Genomic DNA, 18,739 nt, shown 5'->3' with positions numbered 1-18,739 from the left:
ACCACCGGTGGCTGCCAGCTGGTCCCGCCCTGCCCCATTGCGCCCAATATCCAGCCTCTGGTATAGGTTGGCCCACAAGATATGGATGATCGAGACAGCCGAGGCCAGCCGTGACAGATACGCCGCAACCCCCTGAAGATACGGACGAAAACACGCCCGAGCGCCCCGCATACGACGGCCCGACGGTGTCCATCTCGGACGAGATGAAGACATCCTATCTCGACTACGCGATGTCGGTCATCGTCAGCCGCGCCATTCCCGACCTGCGCGACGGGCTCAAACCCGTCCATCGGCGCATCCTCTACGCGATGCACGAAACCGGCAACACGCATGACAAGCCCTACCGCAAGTCCGCGCGGCCCGTCGGCGACGTCATGGGGAAATACCACCCGCACGGGGACTCGGCGATCTACGACGCGCTGGTGCGCATGGCGCAGGATTTTTCCATGTCCCTGCCGCTTCTTGACGGGCAGGGCAATTTCGGCTCGATGGACGGCGATAACGCCGCGGCCATGCGCTATACCGAGGTGCGCATGGACAAGCCGGCGGCCTACCTGCTGGCGGATATCGACAAGGACACGGTCGATTTTCAGGACAATTACGACGGCAAGGACAGCGAACCCACCGTCCTGCCCGCGCGTTTCCCGAACATGCTGGTCAACGGCGCGGGGGGCATCGCGGTGGGCATGGCGACCAACATCCCGCCGCACAACCTCGGCGAAGTGGTGGACGCCACGCTGGCGCTGATCGACGATCCCGACCTGACCAGCGAACAACTGATCGGTTACGTCCCCGGCCCGGATTTCCCCACCGGCGGCGTCATGCTTGGCCGGTCGGGCGCGCGCAAGGCCTATCTCGAGGGGCGCGGCAGCGTCGTCATCCGCGCGAAAACCCGAGTCGAGGAGCTGCGCAAGGATCGCTACGCCATCGTCATCGACGAGATTCCCTACCAGGTGAACAAGGCCACGATGATCGAGCGCATCGCCGAGGCCGCGCGCGAGAAGCGGATCGAGGGCATCGCGCATGTGCAGGACGAATCCGACCGCAACGGCGTGCGCGTGGTGATCGAGCTCAAGCGCGACGCCACCGCCGAGGTGGTGCTGAACCAGCTTTACCGTTTCACCCCGATGCAGACCTCCTTCGGCTGCAACATGCTCGCGCTCAACGGCGGGCGGCCCGAGCAGTTGACGCTGCGCGGCTTTCTCACCGCATTCGTCGACTTCCGCGAGGAGGTGGTCGCGCGGCGCACCGCGTATGAACTGCGCAAGGCGCGCGAGCGCAGCCATATCCTCTGCGGTCTGGCGGTCGCGGTCAGCAACGTGGACGAGGTGGTCGCCACGATCCGCGCCTCCGCCGACGCCGCCGAGGCGCGCTTGAAGCTGATGGAGCGGCGCTGGCCCGCCGGCGACATCCTCGAATACATCGCGCTGATCGATGATCCGACGCACACAGCGAATGACGACGGCACCTACAACCTGAGCGAAGCGCAGGCGCGCGCGATCCTCGAATTGCGGCTGCAACGCCTCACGCAACTGGGCGTGAAGGAGGTCACGGACGAATTGCAGGAGCTTGCCGGCAAGATCCGCGACTACCTCGCAATCCTCGCCAGCCGCGAGCGGATCATGGGCATCATCGCGGACGAGCTGCGCGAGGTGCGTGAACTCTTCGCCGTGCCGCGACGCACCGAGATCGTCGACTGGTCCGGCGACATGGAGGACGAGGACCTGATCGAGCGCGAGGACATGGTCGTGACCGTGACCTCCGGCGGCTACATCAAGCGCACCGCGCTCGCCGATTTCCGCGCGCAGAAACGCGGCGGCAAGGGGCTGTCGGGCGGCGCGCTGAAGGAGGACGACGTCGTCACCACGCTGTTCGTGGCCAACACGCATACGCAGCTTCTGTTCTTCACCACCGACGGCATGGTCTACAAGCTCAAAACCTGGCGGCTGCCGCAGGGCGGGCGCACCTCCAAGGGCAAGGCGATCGTCAACATCCTGCCGATCCCGGCGGGCGTCAGCGTGGCGGCCATCATGCCCGTGGACCGCGATGAGAGCGAATGGGACGACCTCCAGGTCGTCTTCGCCACCTCCGCCGGGACGGTCCGGCGCAACAAGCTCAGCGACTTCACCAACGTCAAGTCCAACGGCAAGATCGCGATGAAGTTCGAGGGCGAGCACGAGGGCACCACGCTCATGAACGCGCGCATCGCGTCCAACGACGACGACGTGATGCTGGTGACGTCTTCGGGGCGGGCGATCCGCTTCCGCGCGACGGATGTGCGGGTGTTCAACTCGCGCTCCTCGGTGGGGGTGCGCGGCATCCGGCTGAGCGGCGAGGACAGTGTCGTCTCCATGTCGATCATCCGCCATTTCGAGGCCACCCCGGACGAACGCGCCGCCTATCTCAAGATGCGCCGTGCGATGGCCGGCCTTACCGACGAGGGCGAGGAAGCCGCCGACGACGAGGGCAACGCCGACATGCCGCTGCCGCAGGACCGCTATGCCGAGATGTCGGCGGCCGAAAACCTGATCCTGACCATCACCGCCGGCGGCGCCGGCAAGCTCAGCTCAAGCCACGACTACCCGCTGCGCGGGCGCGGCGGCATGGGCGTGCAGGCGATGGACAAGGCGATGCGGGGCGGCCGCGTGGTCGCGTCCTTCCCGGTGGAGATGGAAGACCAGATCATGCTGGCCACCTCGCGCGGGCAGTCGATCCGCGTCCCTGTCGAAGGCATATCGTTCCGGTCGCGCAACGCCGGCGGGGTCAAGGTCTTCGACACCGGCAAGAACGAGGAAGTCGTCAGCGTCGCCTGGATCGCCGAGCAGGGCGAACCCGACGCGGACCCGGGAGAAGCAGACGCATAAGGGGGTAACGTGCCGAGGCGCAACGCCGCTGTCATAGCCGGTCTCATCGTCGTGGCGCTGCTGGTCGTATTCGCCTGGCGGCAAAGCCGCCAGAACGCCGCCGACGCGGCGGCGCGGCGCGCCGACATGCAGCCCGTGATCGCGGCGGTGGACGCCGCCGCCGCCAACAGCGCCCAATGCGCAGAGCGGTTCTCCAAGCTGACCGATCCCGCCGCGTCGCTCGAGGAGTCCGCAGTCGACGGCCTGATGGCCGAGACCGAGGATTGCGGCTTCATGGCCCGCGCGCTCGCCGAAGAGGGTTACGCGCGGCTCGACAGTTCCGCGAGCGCCGAGGACAGCGAGGCGAAGGCGAATTTCCTTGACGCCGCTGGCGCCACCCTCAGCGTTTACGAGTTGCAGGGCGACGATTTCGACGCGCTTCACGACCTGCTGGAATCGAATGGCCCGATCGGGTCGGGCGACGTTCGGGAGGAGGCCAGGCGTCTTCTGACCGCCGCGGACGGCGACATAGCGGACGCCACCCGCCATTTCCGCAACAACCAAGACGCCTACGCCGCCGGCAAGTGACCGCGCTCACCCGTCGGGGTAGAGCGCGCCGAACTTTTCCTCGAGATAGGCGAGCAGCGGTCCCTCGTCGGGCGCGGCGCCGCAGGCGCGCTCGATCAGGTCGCGCGGCAGGTAACGCCCGCCGTGGCGCTGCACGTTCTCGCGCAGCCACGCGCCCGCCGGACCGAGATCGCCCGTCGCCAGTTGCGCGTCGAGATCGGGAACCGCCGCGCGCAGCGCGCGATGCAGGCAACCGGCATAGACATTGCCCAGCGTATATGTCGGGAAATACCCGAACAGCCCCACAGCCCAATGCACGTCCTGCAAACAGCCCTGCGAGGCCCGTGTCACGGAATAGCCGAAATCGGCGGCGAAGCGGTCGTTCCACGCGCCTTCCAGATCGCGCGCCGGCAGATCGCCGGCGATCAGCGCGCGCTCGAGGTCATAGCGCAGCAGGATGTGCAGGTTATACTGCACCTCGTCCGCCTCGGTGCGAATGAACCCGCGATGCAGCCGGTTGACGATGGCGTAGAACGCGTCCGCATCCGCAACCGCGATATCGCCGAAAGCATGGCGCATCTCGCCCAACAGCCAGCCGGTGAAGGCGCGGCTGCGCCCCAACTGGTTCTCGTAGATGCGGCTCTGGCTTTCATGGACGCCCATCGACACGCCGCGCCCCAGCGGGGTGAGCGCATAGGCCGGGTCGATCGCCTGTTCATAGCAGGCATGTCCGACCTCGTGGATGGTGGAATAGAGACAGTTGAAGGGGTCGTCCTCTTCGGTACGGGTGGTGATGCGCACGTCGTCGCCCGACCCGGACGAGAACGGATGCACCGCCTTGTCGAGCCGCCCGCGCGTCGTGTCATAGCCGAAGGTCCGGGCAAGCTGACGGGCGAGGCCCATCTGCTTGTCCGCGGGGAAACGCCCGCCCAGGCGTGCGCGCGCGCCCTGCCCCAGCGCCCGCTCGCGCAGGGCCACCAGGCGCGGCCGCAACGCGCCGAACATCGCGTCGAGCCCGGCCGCCGTCGCGCCCGGCTCATAGTCGTCTAGCAGCGCGTCATAGACATCGCCGCCATCGGCCAACGCCGCGCCCTCTTCGCGCTTGAGAGCGACGATTTCGGCCAGCACCGGCGCGAAGCCGGCGAAATCGTCCGCCGCGCGCGCCTCGGCCCATCGTCCCTGCGCCAGTGCGGTCTGACGCGCGAGCGCCGAGGCCAGATCGCCGGGCACGCGCAGGGTGCGCTCGTGCTCGCGGCGGATATGGCGCAGTTGCGCGCGGCTGACTTCGTCCTCGACCTCGTCCTCGGCGGCGGCGAGCCACGCGCCGATGCGCGGGTCGGTGCGCCGCGCGTGCAGGACCAGACTCATCGCGCCGCTTTCCTCGGCCCGCTGCGCGGCGGCGCCGCGGGGCATCACGGTCTCCTGGTCCCAGGCCAGCCGCCCGGCGACCTGCGCCAGCGCCTCGGTCTCGCGCTGATGCGCCATCAGCTCCCGGAACGCGCTCATCCCCGCACCGATTGCGGCAGCGGGTACTGCGCGTGGAACCGCGCCCGCAGGATCAGCACCCACACGGCCACGGCCATCATCTGGTGCACGATCGCCACCTGCCACGCCGCCGCCGTCAGCACCGTCGCGATCCCGAGGCCGATCTGCGCCAGCACCGCGATCAGCCCGGCGGAAAACGCCGCCCGCGTCGCCGTGTAGGCGCTGCGCCGTCCGCGCAGCCAGACCACGACGGTAAAGGCCAGCAGCAGGTATCCGATCATCCGGTGAATGAACTGCACCGTGCCGGGGTTCTCGAAGAAGTTGCGCCACCAGGGCTCGATCACCATCATCTGCGGCGGCCAGAGCGCGCCGCCCATCAGCGGCCATTCGGTATAGGAGCGCCCCGCGTCGATCCCCGCGACCAGCGCGCCGATGAGGATCTGCAGAAAGGCGAAATGCAGCCAGCCGGTGGCGAGCCCGAAGAGTCGCGCCTCGCGTCCGCGCCGCGCCTGCATGAGATCGCGTTCGGGACGCGCCAGCATCATCACGTACCACGCGATCACCCCGAGGATGACGAAGGCCAGTCCGAGATGGATCGCCAGCCGGTAAGAGGCGACGGCGGTGCGTTCGCCGCTGAGGCCCGAGCTGACCATCCACCAGCCGATCGCGCCCTGCGCGCCGCCCAGCACGCCCGGCAAGAGCAGCCGCACGGTCCATCCGGCCGGGATCCTGCGCGCGGCGAGGAAACCGAGGAAACCCACCGCCCAGACCAGCCCGATGATCCGCCCAAGTTGCCGGTGGCCCCATTCCCACCAGTAGATCGCCTTGAACTCGGCCAGGTCCATGCCCCGGTTCTCGATCTGGAACTGCGGGATCTGCTGGTAGAGCTCGAACTCCGCCTGCCAGTCGGCGGCGTTCATCGGCGGCAGCGCGCCGGTGATCGGCTTCCACTCGGTGATCGACAGCCCGCTTCCGGTAAGACGGGTCAGCCCGCCGACCGCGATCATCACCACCACCAGCACAAAAAGCACGACCAGCCAGGCCCGGATCAAGCGCCGCGCGCCACCCCGGCCGCGGTCGATCATCCCGCCCTGCGGCGCGGGGCGCGCATCTGCGCCCGGCTCATCCGACACCTCTTCGAACAGCTTGCGTTTCTGGCTCATCCGGCCCGCTCCTCGCCTCGTTTTCGGGCGCAGCCTAGAGCGCGCCCGCCCGCCCTTCAAGCGGCCTCAGCCGCCGCGATCCTTCCAGCGGACCATCTGCCGCAGGATCCCGTGGAGCAACCGCGCATCGGCCTGGGTGAGCGGCATCCGCGACCAGAAATTGCGCAGGGTGCGGCGCATACTTTCGGCCTTATGCGCGGGGAAAAAGAACCCCGCCTCCTCCATGCGCGCCTCGTAATGCTGCGCCAGCGCCTCCACGTCGGCCTGCGCGGCCCAGTCCGAACCGTCCATCTGCATCCGCTCGGGCGCGACCTCGCCGGCGGCGCGCCGCCATTCATAGCCCAGCAGCAACACGCATTGCGCGAGGTTGAGGCTCGGGAAGGCGGGGTTCACCGGGACCGAGACAATCGCGTTGGCGCGCGCCACGTCCGCGTTCTCGAGCCCCGCGCGCTCGGGCCCGAAGAGCACGGCGACCCGCTGGCCTTCCGCGATCTTTGCGGCGGCCAGTTGCATCGCACGCTCGGGCGCATAAACGGGTTTTGTCATCTCGCGGGTGCGCGCGGTGGTGGCCAGCACGAAATGCGCGTCGGCCACCGCCTCGGGCAGCGTCTCCACCAGCATCGCCTCGTCCAGGAGCCGCCCCGCCCCGCTCGCCATCGCGACGGCGCGCGGATTGGGCCACCCGTCGCGCGGCGCGACCACGCGCATCCGGTCAAGACCGAAATTCCACATCGCCCGCGCGGCCGCGCCGATATTCTCGCCCATCTGCGGGCGCACCAGCACGAAATCGGGTTGCGGCGTTTCTGTCGGCATAAGGCCCTCCGTCCTGGGGCGCTGATACGCCAAGCCCGCGGCGCGGAAAACCCCGGCGACTTCTTTTTGCCTCGCAATGGCTCCGCAGGAGGCATGAAAACTCAAGGCGCGCCGCCGGCCAAGGGCATGGCGCGCGCAATCCTTCCACGTTATAGCAACGCAAAGACCGGAAAGGAGCGCCCGACATGAGCCAGCCCGAGCAGCCCCAGATCTACCTCGTCACCCCGCCCGAGATCGAACTCAGCCGCTTTACCGGGCAATTGGCGGCGGCGCTGGACGCGCATCCGGTGGCCTGCGTGCGTCTTGCGCTTTCGACCCGCGAGGAAGACGACATCGCGCGCGCCGCCGACGCCTGCCGCGAGATCACCCATGCGCGCGACATCGCGCTGGTTCTCGAGAGCCATATCGCGCTGGTCGAACGGCTCGGCCTCGACGGGGTGCATCTGGTCGACGGAGCGCGCTCGGTGCGCAAGGCGCGCAAGGCGCTGGGGCCGGATGCGATCGTCGGCGCCCATTGCGGGGACTCGCGCCATGACGGGCTCAACGCCGGCGAGTCGGGGGCGGATTACGTCAGCTTCGGCCCCGTCGGGCAAACCGCGCTCGGGGATGGCGCGCAGGCCGGCGCGGAGCTCTTCGCCTGGTGGAGCGAGATGATCGAACTGCCGGTCGTCGCCGAGGGCGCGCTTGACGCCGACACCATCGCCGCACTCGCCCCGGTGACCGACTTCTTCGGGATCGGCGCCGAGATCTGGCGTGAGGACGACCCGGCGCAGGCGCTACTGCGCCTCGTCGCCGCGATGGGCTGAAAGGGCGGCGAAACCGCTGCGCACGACCTGCTCCACGTGCCGCGCCAGCGCCTTGCGATCGGCGAAATCGGCGACCCGCACCGGCGTATGGTAGTGCAGCTCGACCCGGCCCTGCGGCGAGGCGGCCAGCACCATGAGCGCATGAGGGCCGAAATCCATGTCGCCCCACCAGCCGTAGAACCGCGCATCCTGCCCCTCTGGCGCGACATAGCGCAGCGTGACCGGCTGGACATGCAACGCCTCGCGCAGCGCGGGTGTGAGGAACGCGGCGAAGAGCGTCGATTTGAACGGCAGCACGCGCAGCCCGTCGCTTGACGTGCCCTCGGGAAAGAACAGGAGCGGATGACCGGCCAGCAGGCGCTGCTCGAAAAGTGCGGTCTGCGCACGCGCCTCGCCCGGGTTGCGGCTGATGAACACGGTGCCGACCGCGCGCGCCATGAAGCCGATCAGCGGCCAGCGCGCGACCTCGGCCTTGGAGACGAAATAGACCCGCTTGCGGATGTTGAGCACGAGAATGTCGAGCCACGAGGCATGGTTGGCCACCACCGCCCCGGCTTGAGTCATCGGCGCGCCGGTGGTCACAACGCGGATTTGCAGCAGCGCGAGCGCGCCCCGAAACACCCCTTGCACGATGAACGGCGTGACGGGGCGGCGCAGGCCGCAAAGCGGGCGCTCGACCAGCCGGATCAGCAGCAAAAGCAGCAGCCCGCCGAGGAACAGCGGGACGATGAGAGCGGCGCGCAGAACCGCCCGCAACCAGCCTGCGGCGGTGATCGGGGGCGCGACGGGGTCGTCCGTTCCGGTCCAGCCCGCGCTCACCTGCGGGCGCTCCCGGCGTAGATGTTGCGTTGGCGCGCGTTCATCTGCGCGGTGTCCATCACCAGGCAGACATCGGTGGTGCGGAAGGCGTGATCGACGAAGGCGCCATCGCCCACATGTCCGCCGAGGCGCAGATAGGCCTTGATCAGCGCGGGCACGCGCAGCATGGCTTCGCGCCGGTTCAGCTCCGCCTCGGGGACGAGGTCCATGCGCTGGTAGTGCGCCGCATGCGCGCGCGGGCGCAGCGCGGGCGGGGCAAGGTGGCGGTGATGCAGAAGCGACAGCGGTTGCGCCAGCGCGTCTGGGTCGGTTCCGTGGAAGCTCGCGACGCCGAACAGCACCTCGGCGCCGTGCGCGGCGACATAGCCCGACAGCCCCTGCCAGAGATGATACATCGCGTCCCCGCCGCGATAGCGCGCATCGACGCAGGAGCGCCCCAGTTCGAGCAGCCGGCGCCCGGAGGCGCGCAGCGGCGAGAGATCGTATTCGTCCTCGGAATAGAACTGCCCCACCGCTTTGGCCTGGTCGTCGCGCAGCAGGCGGTAGACGCCGACAACGCGATCCTCCGCGGCGCAATCGAGCGCGGCGTCGGTCAGGATCAGGTGATCGAAATGATCGTCGAAGCGGTCCCGTTCAAGCCGGGCGGGGTGATCGACCATCTCCCCGGCGCCGCCCAGTTCCTCGATGAAGACGCGATAGCGCAGCCGTTGCGCCGCACGGCGCTCGACCTCTGTTTCGGCCAGTTTGACCTCGAAGAGCGGACCGTCTGACTTCATGCGTCCCTGCCGTTTTCCTGCCCGCTTTTAGGAAAGCGGCGCGACGAAGGCAACACGGCTTGCCGAGGCGCGCCCGCGCAAGAAACGCGCCGCAAGGAGCCCGGAAAACGCGCGTTTCGGGTTTTTCATCGCGCGCTTTAATGCTTTGGTAACCCCGATCACGGATCAATGACGGGGATCAGCGCGATGCGTGTGGCGTCGATGACGACCTTGCCGGCCTCGGGGAAGTTCACGGTGACCTTGCCCGCGATGTTGCTCTGGACCTGGCCGACGCCCCAATCAGGCTGCCCGGGGTGTTCGACGCGCATGCCGGGTTCAAGGAAGGCGGACATATCTGTCATCTGGCGCTCCGGCGACGAAGGGGAAACATGGAAGACTTCGGCAATACCTATCCTAACCGCCAACTGACCCAACTGATAGGGTCGCGCATCTGTCACGACCTCATCAGCCCCGTCGGCGCGATCTCGAACGGGCTGGAGCTGCTGCGCCTCTCCGGCGCGCCCGAGGGGCCGGAGATGGAGCTGATGCAGGCCAGCGCGGACAACGCCAACGGGCGGATCCGCTTCTTCCGCGTGGCTTTTGGTCTCTCCTGCGAGGACCAGGTGATGGACGCGGAGGGGGTGCGCGCGCTGGCCGCGGCGTTCTTCGACGCGCGCATCGCGCTGGACTGGCGGCTGACCGGCGACATGCCGCGCCCGGTGGCGCAGGCGCTCTGCCTCGGGCTGCTCTGTGCGGAGCGCGCGCTGCTTCAGGGCGGCACGCTCGCGGTTGCGGGCACGGCCGGTGAGGTGCGAATCACCGCGTCGGGCCCGCGGATCGCGCAGCAGGGCGGGGTCTGGGACATGCTCGACGGCGGGGGGGCGGACGCCGCGCCGCTTACCGCTGCGGACGTGCAGTTCGCGCTCCTGCCCGAGACGCTGGCCCGGCTCGGCCGCCGCGCGGTGGCGGAGTGGAGCGGAGAGTCGCTTTTGCTGCGGTTCTGAGCGGGGCGTCAGTCGCGAATCGCGCCGTCGCCGTCCACGAGATACTTGAAGCTGGTCAGCTGCGCCGCGCCGACGGGACCGCGCGCGTGCAGCTTGCCGGTGGCGATGCCGATCTCGGCACCCATGCCGAACTCGCCACCGTCTGCGAACTGGGTCGACGCGTTGCGCATCAGGATCGCGCTGTCGAGCTGGTCGAAGAAGCTCTGCGCCGCCGCGTCGTCCTCGGTGATGATGCAATCGGTATGCTGTGAGCCGTGTTGCTCAATATGCCCGATGGCGAGCCCGAGATCGCCCACCACCCGCGCGGCCATCACCATGTCGAGGTACTCGCAGCCCCAGTCCTCGTCGCTGGCGCGCACCGTGCCCTCGATCCCGCTCAGCGCCTCGTCGACGCGCATCTCCACGCCCGCGTCGATCAGCGCCCGGATCAGGTCCGCGCCCAGCGTGTCGGCGATCTTGCGGTGGATCAGCAGGCATTCGGCGGCGCCGCAGATGCCCGGCCGACGGGTCTTGGCGTTGAGCACGACGCGCATCGCTTTTTCCGGGTCGGCGGCGGCGTCCACGTAGATATGCACGATTCCCTCGAGATGGGCGAAGACCGGCACGCGCGCCTCGCGCTGGACCAGCCCGACAAGGCCCTTGCCGCCGCGCGGCACGATCACGTCGATCACGCCGGTCATGGTCAGCATCTCGTGCACCGCCGCGCGGTCGCGGGTCGGCACCAGCTGGATCGCCTCCTCGGGCAGGCCCGCGGCCTGCAAGCCGGCCTGGAGACAGGCGTGAATCGCCTGGCTGGAATGAAAGCTCTCGGAGCCGCCGCGCAGGATCACCGCGTTGCCGGCCTTGAGGCAGAGCGCGCCTGCGTCGGCGGTCACGTTGGGTCGGCTTTCGTAGATCACGCCGATCACGCCAAGCGGCGTGCGCACGCGGCGGATATGCAGCCCCGAGGGCTGATCCCATTCGGCCAGCACCTCGCCCACCGGGTCGGGCTGGGCGGCGACCGCGCGCAGCCCCTCGGCGATCCCCGCGATCCGCGCGGGATCCAGCCGGAGGCGGTCCATCATCGCGTCGCTCAGCCCCTTGTCGCGGGCGAATTTCATGTCCTTGGCGTTGGCCGCGATGATCGCGTCCTGCCGCGCGATGAGCGTGTCGGCGGCGGCGATCAGCGCCTCGGCCTTCTGCTCGGGCGGGACGACGGCAAGCTCGGTCGCGGCGGCGCGCGCGCAGGCGCCGATCCGGGCCATCAGCGCGGGAATGTCGGGCAGATCTTTCATGTCGGCGCCTTTCCGGGCGGTTGAAACGGGGCGGAGCTTAGCACGCAGCATCATCAGAACGCCATATCGTCGCGATGGATGAGCGCCGAGCGCGCCGGGTAGCCCAGCACCGGCTCGATCGCGCCTGAGCGAAGGCCGCGGATCGCGTCCGCGTCGGCGGCGGTGTAGCGGGTCAGGCCGAGACCCAGCGTGCGCCCCTCGGGTGTCGCGATCTCGACCGCGTCGCCACGTCCGAAGAGGCCCTCCACCGCGGTCACGCCGGCGGGCAGCAGGCTGCCGCCGCCCTCGATCGCGCGCACGGCGCCGGCATCGACATGCACCCGCCCGCGCGGCTTCATCGCCGCGATCCACGCCTTGCGCTTCTGCTGGGGCGTGCCCTGCGCGCGGAACCACGTCGCCGGCGCCCCGTTTTCCAGCGCGGCGATGGGATTGAGCGGCGCGCCGAGCGCAATCGCCATGTCGCAGCCCGCCGCCATCGCGGCCTTCGCGGCCATCAGCTTGGTCTTCATGCCGCCCTTGCTGAGCCCCGATCCGGCGTCGCCCGCCATCGCCTCGATCTCGGGCGTGATCGCCTCGATCACGTCGAAGCGGCGCGCGCCCGGGTCCTGCGCGGGATTGGCGGAATAGAAGCCGTCGACGTCCGAGAGCAGGATCAGCCGGTCCGCGCCCGCCGTCACCGCGATCTGCGCCGCCATGCGGTCATTGTCGCCATAGCGGATCTCGTCCGTGGCGATCGTGTCGTTCTCGTTCACGATCGGCACCGCGCCATACCGCAACAGCGTCTCGAACGTGGCGCGGGTATTGAGATAGCGCCGCCGGTCGGTGCTGTCGTCGAGCGTGACCAGCACCTGCGCTGCGCGCAGCCCGTGCCGCGCGAGCGCGGCGTCATACGCCCCGGCCAGCCGGATCTGGCCGACAGCGGCGGCGGCCTGGCTCTGCTCGAGCGTGAGTTCACGCGCGGGCAGCCCCAGCGCGCCGCGCCCCAGCGCGATCGAGCCCGATGAGACGAGGATCACGTCCGCGCCGCGCCCGCGCAGCACCGCCACGTCCTGCGCCAGCGAGCCGAGCCAGTCGGCGCGCAATTCGCCCGACTGGCGGTCGACCAGCAGGGCCGAGCCGATCTTGACCACGATGCGGCGGGCGTCGCTCAGGGCCGCCACGGCGCGTCGTCCCGGCCATCGTCGCGCCGGCGCAGGCGGTCCGCGTCGATGCGAGCCCGCAGCGCGCGCAGCACCTCGGTCACGCCCTCATGCGCGACGCCGGACATCATCAGCACGGGCCCGCCCACCGCCGCCGCCAGGTCGTCCCGGACCAATTCCGAGAGTTCGGGCCCCAGCGCGTCGACCTTGTTGAGCACGGTCACGCGCGGTTTCGACGCCAGTATGTCGCCGTAGGCCTCGATCTCGTCCACGACGGTGCGATAATCCGCCACCACGTCATCGGCCGTGGCGTCCACGAGGTGCAGCAACACCGCGCACCGCTCCACATGGCCGAGGAAGATGTCGCCAAGGCCCCTGCCCTCGCTCGCGCCCTCGATCAGCCCGGGAATGTCGGCGACCACGAATTCCACGTCATCGACGCCGACGACCCCGAGATTGGGATGCAGCGTGGTGAACGGGTAATCGGCGATCTTGGGCCGCGCGTTCGAGGTGGCGGCGAGGAACGTGGACTTGCCCGCGTTGGGCAGGCCCAGCAGGCCCACGTCGGCGATCAGCTTGAGCCGCAGCCAGATCGTGCGCTCGACCCCCTCCTGTCCGGGGTTGGCGCGACGCGGGGCCTGGTTGGTCGAGGATTTGAAATGCAGGTTGCCCCAGCCGCCGTTGCCGCCGCGCGCCAGTTCGACGCGCTGGCCGACCTCGGTCATGTCGGCGATCACCGTTTCCTGGTCCTCGTCGAGGATCTCGGTGCCCACGGGCACGCGCAGCACGATGTCGGCGCCGTCCTTGCCGGTGCGCTGGCGGCCCATTCCGGGCTGGCCGTTCTTGGCGAAGAAATGCTGCTGGTAGCGGAAGTCGATCAGCGTGTTCAGCCCGTCGACCGCTTCGGCCCAGACCGAGCCGCCGGCCCCGCCGTCGCCGCCGTCGGGGCCGCCGAACTCGATGTATTTCTCGCGGCGGAAGCTGATGCAGCCGTTGCCGCCAGCGCCGGAGCGGATATGCACCTTGGCGAGGTCGAGGAATTTCATGGCGGTCCCTTTCGGACTCAGTCCTTACGCAAAGGCCGCCTCGGCCTCAATAGAGTTTGCGGCTGTAGGTCCATGTCGGCACCTTTGCCGCCTGCGCGACCGAGTAGGTTTCGGCGTCCCCAAGGTAGCAGAAGCCGCAATTTGTCAGCACCCGCGCCGACGCGGCGTTGCCCTGGTGGACGGTGGCGTAGATCATCCGGCAGTCCAGCGGGTTGGCTTCGATCAGCGCGGCGACCGCCTCCGACGCGACGCCGGTGTTCCAGAAGGCCGGAGCGACCCAGAAGCCGATCTCGGCCTCCTGCGCGTCGAGCCGGTTGAGGCTGACCACGCCCATCACCTCGCCGGCGTCGATCCTGGAGCCGTCGATGACCCAGGCGTCCTCGACCCGGTCATCGGCGCGCACCCGCGCGATGAATGCCTCGACAAGGCCGGGAGGCAGTGGATGCGGGATGGAGGAGGTGTTGCGCGCGACCCGAAAATCCGAGATGTAGAGACCGATCAGCCCCGCGTCAGAGGGGCGCACGGGGCGCAGGTCGAACCGTTCGGTTTCGATGACGGGTTGATTGACGATTGATTCGAACATCATACGCTGGCTCCTCCGATGTCCCGCGAAGGGACGTGGACGACGAGGCGCGCTCCTCAACACCATCCTCGTCAACATGCGGGTCGCTGCGCCCCCGCTGCGCGGTGTAGGAGGCGACCCCCCGCCCCGCGCCCAAAGCAGTGGGGGACCGGCGTTTCTGCCGATCCCCCTGTTTTGTCTCAAACCGGTAGTGATGCGGCTATTCGGCTGCCTCCGCCACGGGCTGGACCGAAATGAAGGTGCGACCCTTGAAGCCCTTGCGGAAGCTCACGGCGCCCTCGACCGTGGCGAAGATCGTGTGATCGCGGCCCATGCCGACGCCCTCGCCCGGCCACATCTTGGTGCCGCGCTGACGCAGGATGATGTTGCCGGGGATGACCGATTCGCCACCGTACTTCTTGACCCCGAGGCGACGGCCCGCGGAGTCGCGACCGTTGCGGGACGACCCGCCTGCTTTCTTGTGTGCCATCTGGTCTCTCCTTAACCTTTGCTCAGTTTCTTGGCCTGAGCGATCCAGTCGTCGCGTTCGATCCGGCCGCCGAACGACAGTTTCTCATCCATATCAGCAACGTCCTCGGGCGTCCATGCCGCGATCTGCGCAAAGCTGGTCACGCCATGCTCGTGCAGCTTCTTCTCGAGCGCGGGACCGACGCCGGAAATCAGCTTGAGGTCGTCCTGGCCGGCTTCGGCCTTGGCCGCCTTTTTCGGCGCTTCGGCCTTCTTGGGCGCCTCGGCTTTCTTCACCGGGGTCTTCTTCGCGGCGGGTTTCGCGGCCTTCGCCGGTTTTTCGCCGGTGACGGAACCTGCGCCCACGGCCGCCTTGACGCCGGATTTCTCCGCGCCCTTCTCAAGGATCTCGGTGATGCGCAGCAGCGTCAGTTGCTGGCGATGGCCCTTGGTCCGCTGGCTGCCGTGCTTGCGGCGGCGCTTGACGAAGTGGATTACCTTGTCGCCCTTGACCTGGTCCACGACCTCGGCCTGCACGCCCGCGCCGTCGATCAGGGGGGGGCGCCGACAACCGGGCTGTCGCCGCCCAGCATCAGGATTTCGTTGAACTGCACCTTGTCGCCGGCCTCGGCGGCCAGCTTTTCGACCCGCAGCATGTCGCCCGACTGGACCCGATACTGCTTGCCGCCGGTCTTCAGAACCGCAAACATCGCTCTTTCCTTCGCGTTTTCCGCGTCCGTCGGCCCCCGTTATCGGGCGTTGCCGGCCTTGCGGCCACCTGGGACGGCGCGCCCTTTCCGGGCGTATAGAACATTCCCCCGAAGCGGGGACCGTCCCCGCCGGGTTGCGGGCTTATCCGGCGATCCCGGGCGCAAGTCAAGCGGTTTTCCCGCACGATCCGCGCTTTCCCGGGCGTTTCAGAGCGGCGCGCTGGTCACATGCTGCGCCACCGCCTGCCCCAGCAGGTAGGAGAGCTGATCGTACATCCGGTTGTAGGACCGGAACAGCGCCGCGTTCAGCGCCCGGCCCGCATCGGTGCGGTAGAACGCCGCGTAGGCGTCGAGCTCTTCCAGCGTCAGCGGATCGTAAGCCAGCAGCAGGAAGGCGCGCAGCCATGCCTGGGTGTCGGCGCGGCTCTCCTCCTCCTGCGCCCAGACGTCGCGCAGGATGTCTTCCTCGCCCAGGTCGAGCGCGCCGCCATCGGCCAGTCCGCGGTAGAACATCAGGTTGGAATTGAGCCCGCCCGCGACGTTGAGCTCCACGAGGTCGCTGTCGGCGATGAGGGTGTCGACCAGGTCCATCACCGGGTCGCCCCGCGCCTTGGCCGCCTCGGCCCGCGCCTTGGCCGCCTCCTCCACCTCCGGGTCGAGGAACGCCTTGCGCGCCGCGAGTTCGAGCGCGACGATCCGCTCCCCGAGCTCGGCCTCGAAGAAGGCGAGGATAGGCGCGATGTCCTCTTGCCCGAGCGCCGCCGCCATCTCGTCCTCGACCAGCTTCTGCATCCTCTCGGGGCTGTAGATCCGCGCAACCGTCGCGGCCCAGGCGTCCGCGTCGGCGTCGGGCAGCATCTCCTCGGCGATCTGCGCGCCGTAGAGATCGCCCTCCTCGTCCATGATCGCGATCGTGCCGCTCATGTCGAGCGCCTCGTAGAGCCGGCGCAACTGCGCCTCGCGGTCCTCCTGCGCAAATCCCGGCAGGCACAGCGCCCAGAGCGCGGCCGTCAAGAGTGCGACGCGCGCGATCATAGCTCCTGCCCCGCCGACATGTCCGCCATGCGCAGCGCCAGCGCCTCGAACCGCTCGGCCATGATCTCGAACTGGATCGCGTTCATGAGCTCGTAGACGCGCTGCATGTCGGAGGCCTCCAGCGCCTCGGCGTAGGTGGCGATCTCGGACTCGGTGAATTCCTCATAGGTGGCCGCGGCGCCGTTCAGACCGTTCTCCTTGAGGTTCTCGCGCAGTTCCGCGTCGCTGGCCGACAGGATGCGGCGCAGCGTTTCCTCGTCGATCCGGCGATCGGTGACGCCCGCCGCCGAGGCCGCCAGCAGAAAGCGCACCTGCACCTCGCGCACCGCGTCGATGGCGATCCCCGCGCTGTCCACCGCCTCGGTCAGCCGCGTCAGCAGCGCGACGCGCTCGGGCGTCGCCGCCTCGAGCAGCGCGGCGCCCCTCTCCTGACGCGCGGCGGCGTCGGCATCCATGTGCGAGGCGTTCTCGGCCGCCACGAGCCTCTGGCCAAGCGACGTTGCGTAGAATTCGGACGCGGCGGCCAGCATATCCTCGGTCAGCGTCTGGTCGAGAATATCGAGCGCGATGCCGCGCAGCAGGTCCGGCGCGAACACCTCTTCGGCGGCGCGCGTCCAGTCCTCGCCGAAATCGCCGACCGACATGCCGAGCATCGCCGGCGCCTCGCGGGCCGAGAGCGCGATGCTCTCGAGCGCGACGTCGAATCCCGTCACCTTGAGAAACGCCTCGAGATCGGGCCGCTCCTGCGCGCGCAGCGACGCCCCGCCCAGGGCGAGGGCGGCCAGCACCGCCAGCGCCCCGATCACGCGCGCCATGCGCATCCGCACCGAATCGCCCACTGTCATCCTCCCGTCATCCACGCCGCGCCCGCCCACCGGGCGCCGCTGCCCGGAGCCTATTCGAATTCGTGGCGCAAACAACGCAAAACCCCTTGCCCCGCCCGGGAAAGGCAATTAAACGCTGGCCTCCAGACCCCCGCGGAGAGGTGCCGGAGTGGTCGAACGGGGCGGTCTCGAAAACCGTTGAGGGTGCAAGCCCTCCCAGGGTTCGAATCCCTGTCTCTCCGCCACTTGGCTTTGATTTCATTTAGAAATTTGGCAAGAAGCCAAACCTACTCACAATCTACTACTCATTTTTGAACGGTGAATTGGTGGGTTTTGGTCGTCAGGGGTGACTGTCCCAGCCGCATTGCGCGCATTGCTCAAAATATGCTCCGTCCGGCTCGATTGCTCTGTCGTACCATGTTCGCATGTCTCGGGAAGCGCAATTTGGGCACTGACTAACCCGGTCGATCCGCTCCCGGCCAAGTAGTTGAACGTAATGCTTGATGATCGCCTCTACCGCATCGGCGGCGACCAGCGCAGAACTTTGCCCTGCATTTCGATGGTGAGTGAGCCAGTTTACAAGCGGCCACGCTTTTTCGACCATCGCTTTTAGGTACGCTCTAAGTTCGGCGTTGCGAGCGCCGGGCAGCAAGTGGTGCGCGAATAGCTTATTCCATTCTACGACCGCCGCATCCTTCGGTCGTTCGTTGAACTCGACGTCGCCAAGGTGCCTGCGTATAGTCCCGACCAGTGTCACTAGACACTCACGCAACTGCATCCCGACCGCTTGATAATCTACCGCCTCAATAGCACGTTGCAAAAGTTCACACGCTTGTTCATGTCTGCGAAACACTTCATCGAATGGGGTTTCAAATCCTTCACCACCGTTCCTTGAACGGCTCATAACCCGCGCCATCAGCCCGATGTGAAATGAGAGCGTATAGTCAAGGCTTGGAAAATGTCTCTGAGAGTAAAGGTTAGTTGGGTTTGTAATTACCCACCAACGATCTTTGTCTGTGACAACATCCCACATTTCGTAAGGTGTACCGAGAACGAATTCTGTTTTGATCCGTTCTACGTTTTGGACGTCTTCGTCAGGGGCCTGACCATTTATGTAGTCAGCAATATCCTTTTCCGCGTAAAAGTCGCGTTCGGGGCTGTATCGCCCAAGTTGATCTGCCGGAAGCGGATGATCTGGCGGCAATGTGCATTCTGAGCTTTCGGTCTGTTCTTCCGACATAAAAAACTTCTGCTGGAACAATTTGAATTGGAGAGCAAGATGCGCCGCTCCCCGCGAGCGTTCAATCAAAAAAATAGCCCCGACGAAGCGAGGCAAGCTGGCACTTATGGAAAGCTTGTCAGGGATGTTCGCACAAGGCCGCGACGGTGGGCCGGTCGGCAACGGGTAGTGCCCACAGGGGCACCG

Annotated in this window: 18 protein-coding genes, 1 tRNA gene and 1 pseudogene; 5 read left to right on the top strand and 15 right to left on the bottom strand. The window is 67.8% G+C overall.

The genetic code is table 11. The features are described 5' to 3' along the window. Window positions 1–110: 110 nt before the first annotated feature. Complete coding sequence (gene gyrA, locus D6850_RS05800) at window positions 111–2,864, top strand: DNA gyrase subunit A (RefSeq protein WP_121164637.1); 2,754 nt, start codon at window positions 111–113, stop codon at window positions 2,862–2,864. 9 nt (window positions 2,865–2,873) lie between these two features. Further along, window positions 2,874–3,431 carry a hypothetical protein gene (locus D6850_RS05795; RefSeq protein WP_121164635.1) on the top strand — a complete coding sequence of 186 codons (558 nt, stop codon included), beginning with the start codon at window positions 2,874–2,876 and terminating at the stop codon, window positions 3,429–3,431. A gap of 6 nt (window positions 3,432–3,437) precedes the next feature. Here the strand turns inward: D6850_RS05795 and D6850_RS05790 are convergent, their stop codons facing one another. The 3 genes from D6850_RS05790 to D6850_RS05780 all read right to left on the bottom strand — a co-directional run bounded on the left by D6850_RS05790 (window position 3,438) and on the right by D6850_RS05780 (window position 6,871). Further along, entirely contained in the window at window positions 3,438–4,916 is a 1,479-nt protein-coding gene (locus D6850_RS05790; protein WP_121164633.1) for a carboxypeptidase M32, read from the bottom strand. After that, on the bottom strand, window positions 4,913–6,058 hold the full coding sequence (gene ctaA, locus D6850_RS05785) for a heme A synthase (protein ID WP_121164631.1): 1,146 nt from the start codon (window positions 6,056–6,058) through the stop codon (window positions 4,913–4,915). The genes D6850_RS05790 and ctaA overlap by 4 nt, the downstream gene beginning before the upstream one ends. Window positions 6,059–6,124: 66 nt before the next feature. Continuing rightward, window positions 6,125–6,871 (bottom strand): RNA methyltransferase, encoded by a 747-nt coding sequence (locus D6850_RS05780; RefSeq protein WP_121164629.1) that lies wholly within the window; start codon window positions 6,869–6,871, stop codon window positions 6,125–6,127. Between the two features lie 185 nt (window positions 6,872–7,056). Between D6850_RS05780 and D6850_RS05775 the strand changes: the two genes are divergently transcribed. After that, window positions 7,057–7,677: a thiamine phosphate synthase gene (locus tag D6850_RS05775; protein WP_121164627.1), complete on the top strand. Its 621-nt coding sequence runs from the start codon at window positions 7,057–7,059 to the stop codon at window positions 7,675–7,677. On the opposite strand, the gene olsA is transcribed toward D6850_RS05775, so the two are convergent. The 3 genes from olsA to D6850_RS05760 form a co-directional block, all read right to left on the bottom strand. Further along, on the bottom strand, window positions 7,648–8,496 hold the full coding sequence (olsA, locus tag D6850_RS05770; RefSeq protein ID WP_121164625.1) for a lyso-ornithine lipid O-acyltransferase: 849 nt from the start codon (window positions 8,494–8,496) through the stop codon (window positions 7,648–7,650). The two genes, D6850_RS05775 and olsA, sit on opposite strands and share 30 nt — an antisense overlap. After that, on the bottom strand, window positions 8,493–9,272 hold the full coding sequence (gene olsB / locus D6850_RS05765) for an L-ornithine N(alpha)-acyltransferase (RefSeq protein ID WP_121164623.1): 780 nt from the start codon (window positions 9,270–9,272) through the stop codon (window positions 8,493–8,495). The genes olsA and olsB overlap by 4 nt, the downstream gene beginning before the upstream one ends. A gap of 158 nt (window positions 9,273–9,430) precedes the next feature. Continuing rightward, the gene (locus D6850_RS05760; RefSeq protein ID WP_121164621.1) at window positions 9,431–9,613 is read right to left on the bottom strand and encodes a DUF3553 domain-containing protein; all 183 of its coding nucleotides are present in this window, start codon (window positions 9,611–9,613) and stop codon (window positions 9,431–9,433) included. 27 nt (window positions 9,614–9,640) lie between these two features. Between D6850_RS05760 and D6850_RS05755 the strand changes: the two genes are divergently transcribed. Next, window positions 9,641–10,255 (top strand): histidine phosphotransferase family protein, encoded by a 615-nt coding sequence (locus tag D6850_RS05755; RefSeq protein WP_121164619.1) that lies wholly within the window; start codon window positions 9,641–9,643, stop codon window positions 10,253–10,255. An 8-nt stretch (window positions 10,256–10,263) separates the two neighbouring features. Here the strand turns inward: D6850_RS05755 and D6850_RS05750 are convergent, their stop codons facing one another. The 8 genes and pseudogenes from D6850_RS05750 to D6850_RS05715 form a co-directional block, all read right to left on the bottom strand. Further along, on the bottom strand, window positions 10,264–11,529 hold the full coding sequence (locus D6850_RS05750; protein ID WP_121164617.1) for a glutamate-5-semialdehyde dehydrogenase: 1,266 nt from the start codon (window positions 11,527–11,529) through the stop codon (window positions 10,264–10,266). 53 nt (window positions 11,530–11,582) lie between these two features. Then, complete coding sequence (gene proB, locus D6850_RS05745; RefSeq protein WP_121164615.1) at window positions 11,583–12,689, bottom strand: glutamate 5-kinase; 1,107 nt, start codon at window positions 12,687–12,689, stop codon at window positions 11,583–11,585. Further along, a complete protein-coding gene (obgE, locus tag D6850_RS05740) occupies window positions 12,677–13,714 on the bottom strand; it encodes a GTPase ObgE (RefSeq protein ID WP_121164613.1) in 1,038 nt (345 codons plus the stop codon). The genes proB and obgE overlap by 13 nt, the downstream gene beginning before the upstream one ends. A gap of 46 nt (window positions 13,715–13,760) precedes the next feature. Beyond that, window positions 13,761–14,300 (bottom strand): GNAT family N-acetyltransferase, encoded by a 540-nt coding sequence (locus D6850_RS05735; RefSeq protein WP_121164611.1) that lies wholly within the window; start codon window positions 14,298–14,300, stop codon window positions 13,761–13,763. Window positions 14,301–14,496: 196 nt separating this feature from the next. After that, entirely contained in the window at window positions 14,497–14,766 is a 270-nt protein-coding gene (gene rpmA, locus D6850_RS05730; RefSeq protein WP_121164608.1) for a 50S ribosomal protein L27, read from the bottom strand. An 11-nt stretch (window positions 14,767–14,777) separates the two neighbouring features. Next, a pseudogene (locus tag D6850_RS05725) lies at window positions 14,778–15,454 on the bottom strand (50S ribosomal protein L21). A gap of 207 nt (window positions 15,455–15,661) precedes the next feature. Further along, window positions 15,662–16,489 carry a DUF2059 domain-containing protein gene (locus D6850_RS05720; RefSeq protein WP_121164606.1) on the bottom strand — a complete coding sequence of 276 codons (828 nt, stop codon included), beginning with the start codon at window positions 16,487–16,489 and terminating at the stop codon, window positions 15,662–15,664. After that, on the bottom strand, window positions 16,486–17,334 hold the full coding sequence (locus tag D6850_RS05715) for a DUF2059 domain-containing protein (protein WP_245964102.1): 849 nt from the start codon (window positions 17,332–17,334) through the stop codon (window positions 16,486–16,488). Before D6850_RS05715 ends, D6850_RS05720 begins: the two co-directional genes overlap by 4 nt. Window positions 17,335–17,468: 134 nt before the next feature. Between D6850_RS05715 and D6850_RS05710 the strand changes: the two genes are divergently transcribed. Continuing rightward, window positions 17,469–17,558: transfer RNA gene (locus tag D6850_RS05710), tRNA-Ser, on the top strand. 95 nt (window positions 17,559–17,653) lie between these two features. On the opposite strand, the gene D6850_RS05705 is transcribed toward D6850_RS05710, so the two are convergent. Beyond that, window positions 17,654–18,649: a hypothetical protein gene (locus D6850_RS05705; protein ID WP_206019203.1), complete on the bottom strand. Its 996-nt coding sequence runs from the start codon at window positions 18,647–18,649 to the stop codon at window positions 17,654–17,656. Window positions 18,650–18,739 lie beyond the last annotated feature (90 nt).

It is taken from the genome of Roseovarius spongiae, from assembly GCF_003651245.1.
GTDB classification, from domain to species: domain Bacteria; phylum Pseudomonadota; class Alphaproteobacteria; order Rhodobacterales; family Rhodobacteraceae; genus Roseovarius; species Roseovarius spongiae.
Note: the sequence above shows the minus strand (reverse complement) of the source record. Positions and strands in the feature narration are given on the sequence as shown.

Bases quoted from the DNA above. Each gene is read 5' to 3' on its own strand.
- D6850_RS05790 (WP_121164633.1), bottom strand. From the start codon at position 4,916: ATGAGCGCGTTCCGGGAGCTGATGGCGCATCAGCGCGAGACCGAGGCG.
- ctaA (WP_121164631.1), bottom strand. From the start codon at position 6,058: ATGAGCCAGAAACGCAAGCTGTTCGAAGAGGTGTCGGATGAGCCGGGC.
- D6850_RS05780 (WP_121164629.1), bottom strand. From the start codon at position 6,871: ATGCCGACAGAAACGCCGCAACCCGATTTCGTGCTGGTGCGCCCGCAG.
- D6850_RS05775 (WP_121164627.1), top strand. From the start codon at position 7,057: ATGAGCCAGCCCGAGCAGCCCCAGATCTACCTCGTCACCCCGCCCGAG.
- olsB (WP_121164623.1), bottom strand. From the start codon at position 9,272: ATGAAGTCAGACGGTCCGCTCTTCGAGGTCAAACTGGCCGAAACAGAG.
- D6850_RS05760 (WP_121164621.1), bottom strand. From the start codon at position 9,613: ATGACAGATATGTCCGCCTTCCTTGAACCCGGCATGCGCGTCGAACAC.
- D6850_RS05755 (WP_121164619.1), top strand. From the start codon at position 9,641: ATGGAAGACTTCGGCAATACCTATCCTAACCGCCAACTGACCCAACTG.
- D6850_RS05750 (WP_121164617.1), bottom strand. From the start codon at position 11,529: ATGAAAGATCTGCCCGACATTCCCGCGCTGATGGCCCGGATCGGCGCC.
- obgE (WP_121164613.1), bottom strand. From the start codon at position 13,714: ATGAAATTCCTCGACCTCGCCAAGGTGCATATCCGCTCCGGCGCTGGC.
- D6850_RS05735 (WP_121164611.1), bottom strand. From the start codon at position 14,300: ATGATGTTCGAATCAATCGTCAATCAACCCGTCATCGAAACCGAACGG.
- rpmA (WP_121164608.1), bottom strand. From the start codon at position 14,766: ATGGCACACAAGAAAGCAGGCGGGTCGTCCCGCAACGGTCGCGACTCC.
- D6850_RS05720 (WP_121164606.1), bottom strand. From the start codon at position 16,489: ATGATCGCGCGCGTCGCACTCTTGACGGCCGCGCTCTGGGCGCTGTGC.
- D6850_RS05715 (WP_245964102.1), bottom strand. From the start codon at position 17,334: ATGACAGTGGGCGATTCGGTGCGGATGCGCATGGCGCGCGTGATCGGG.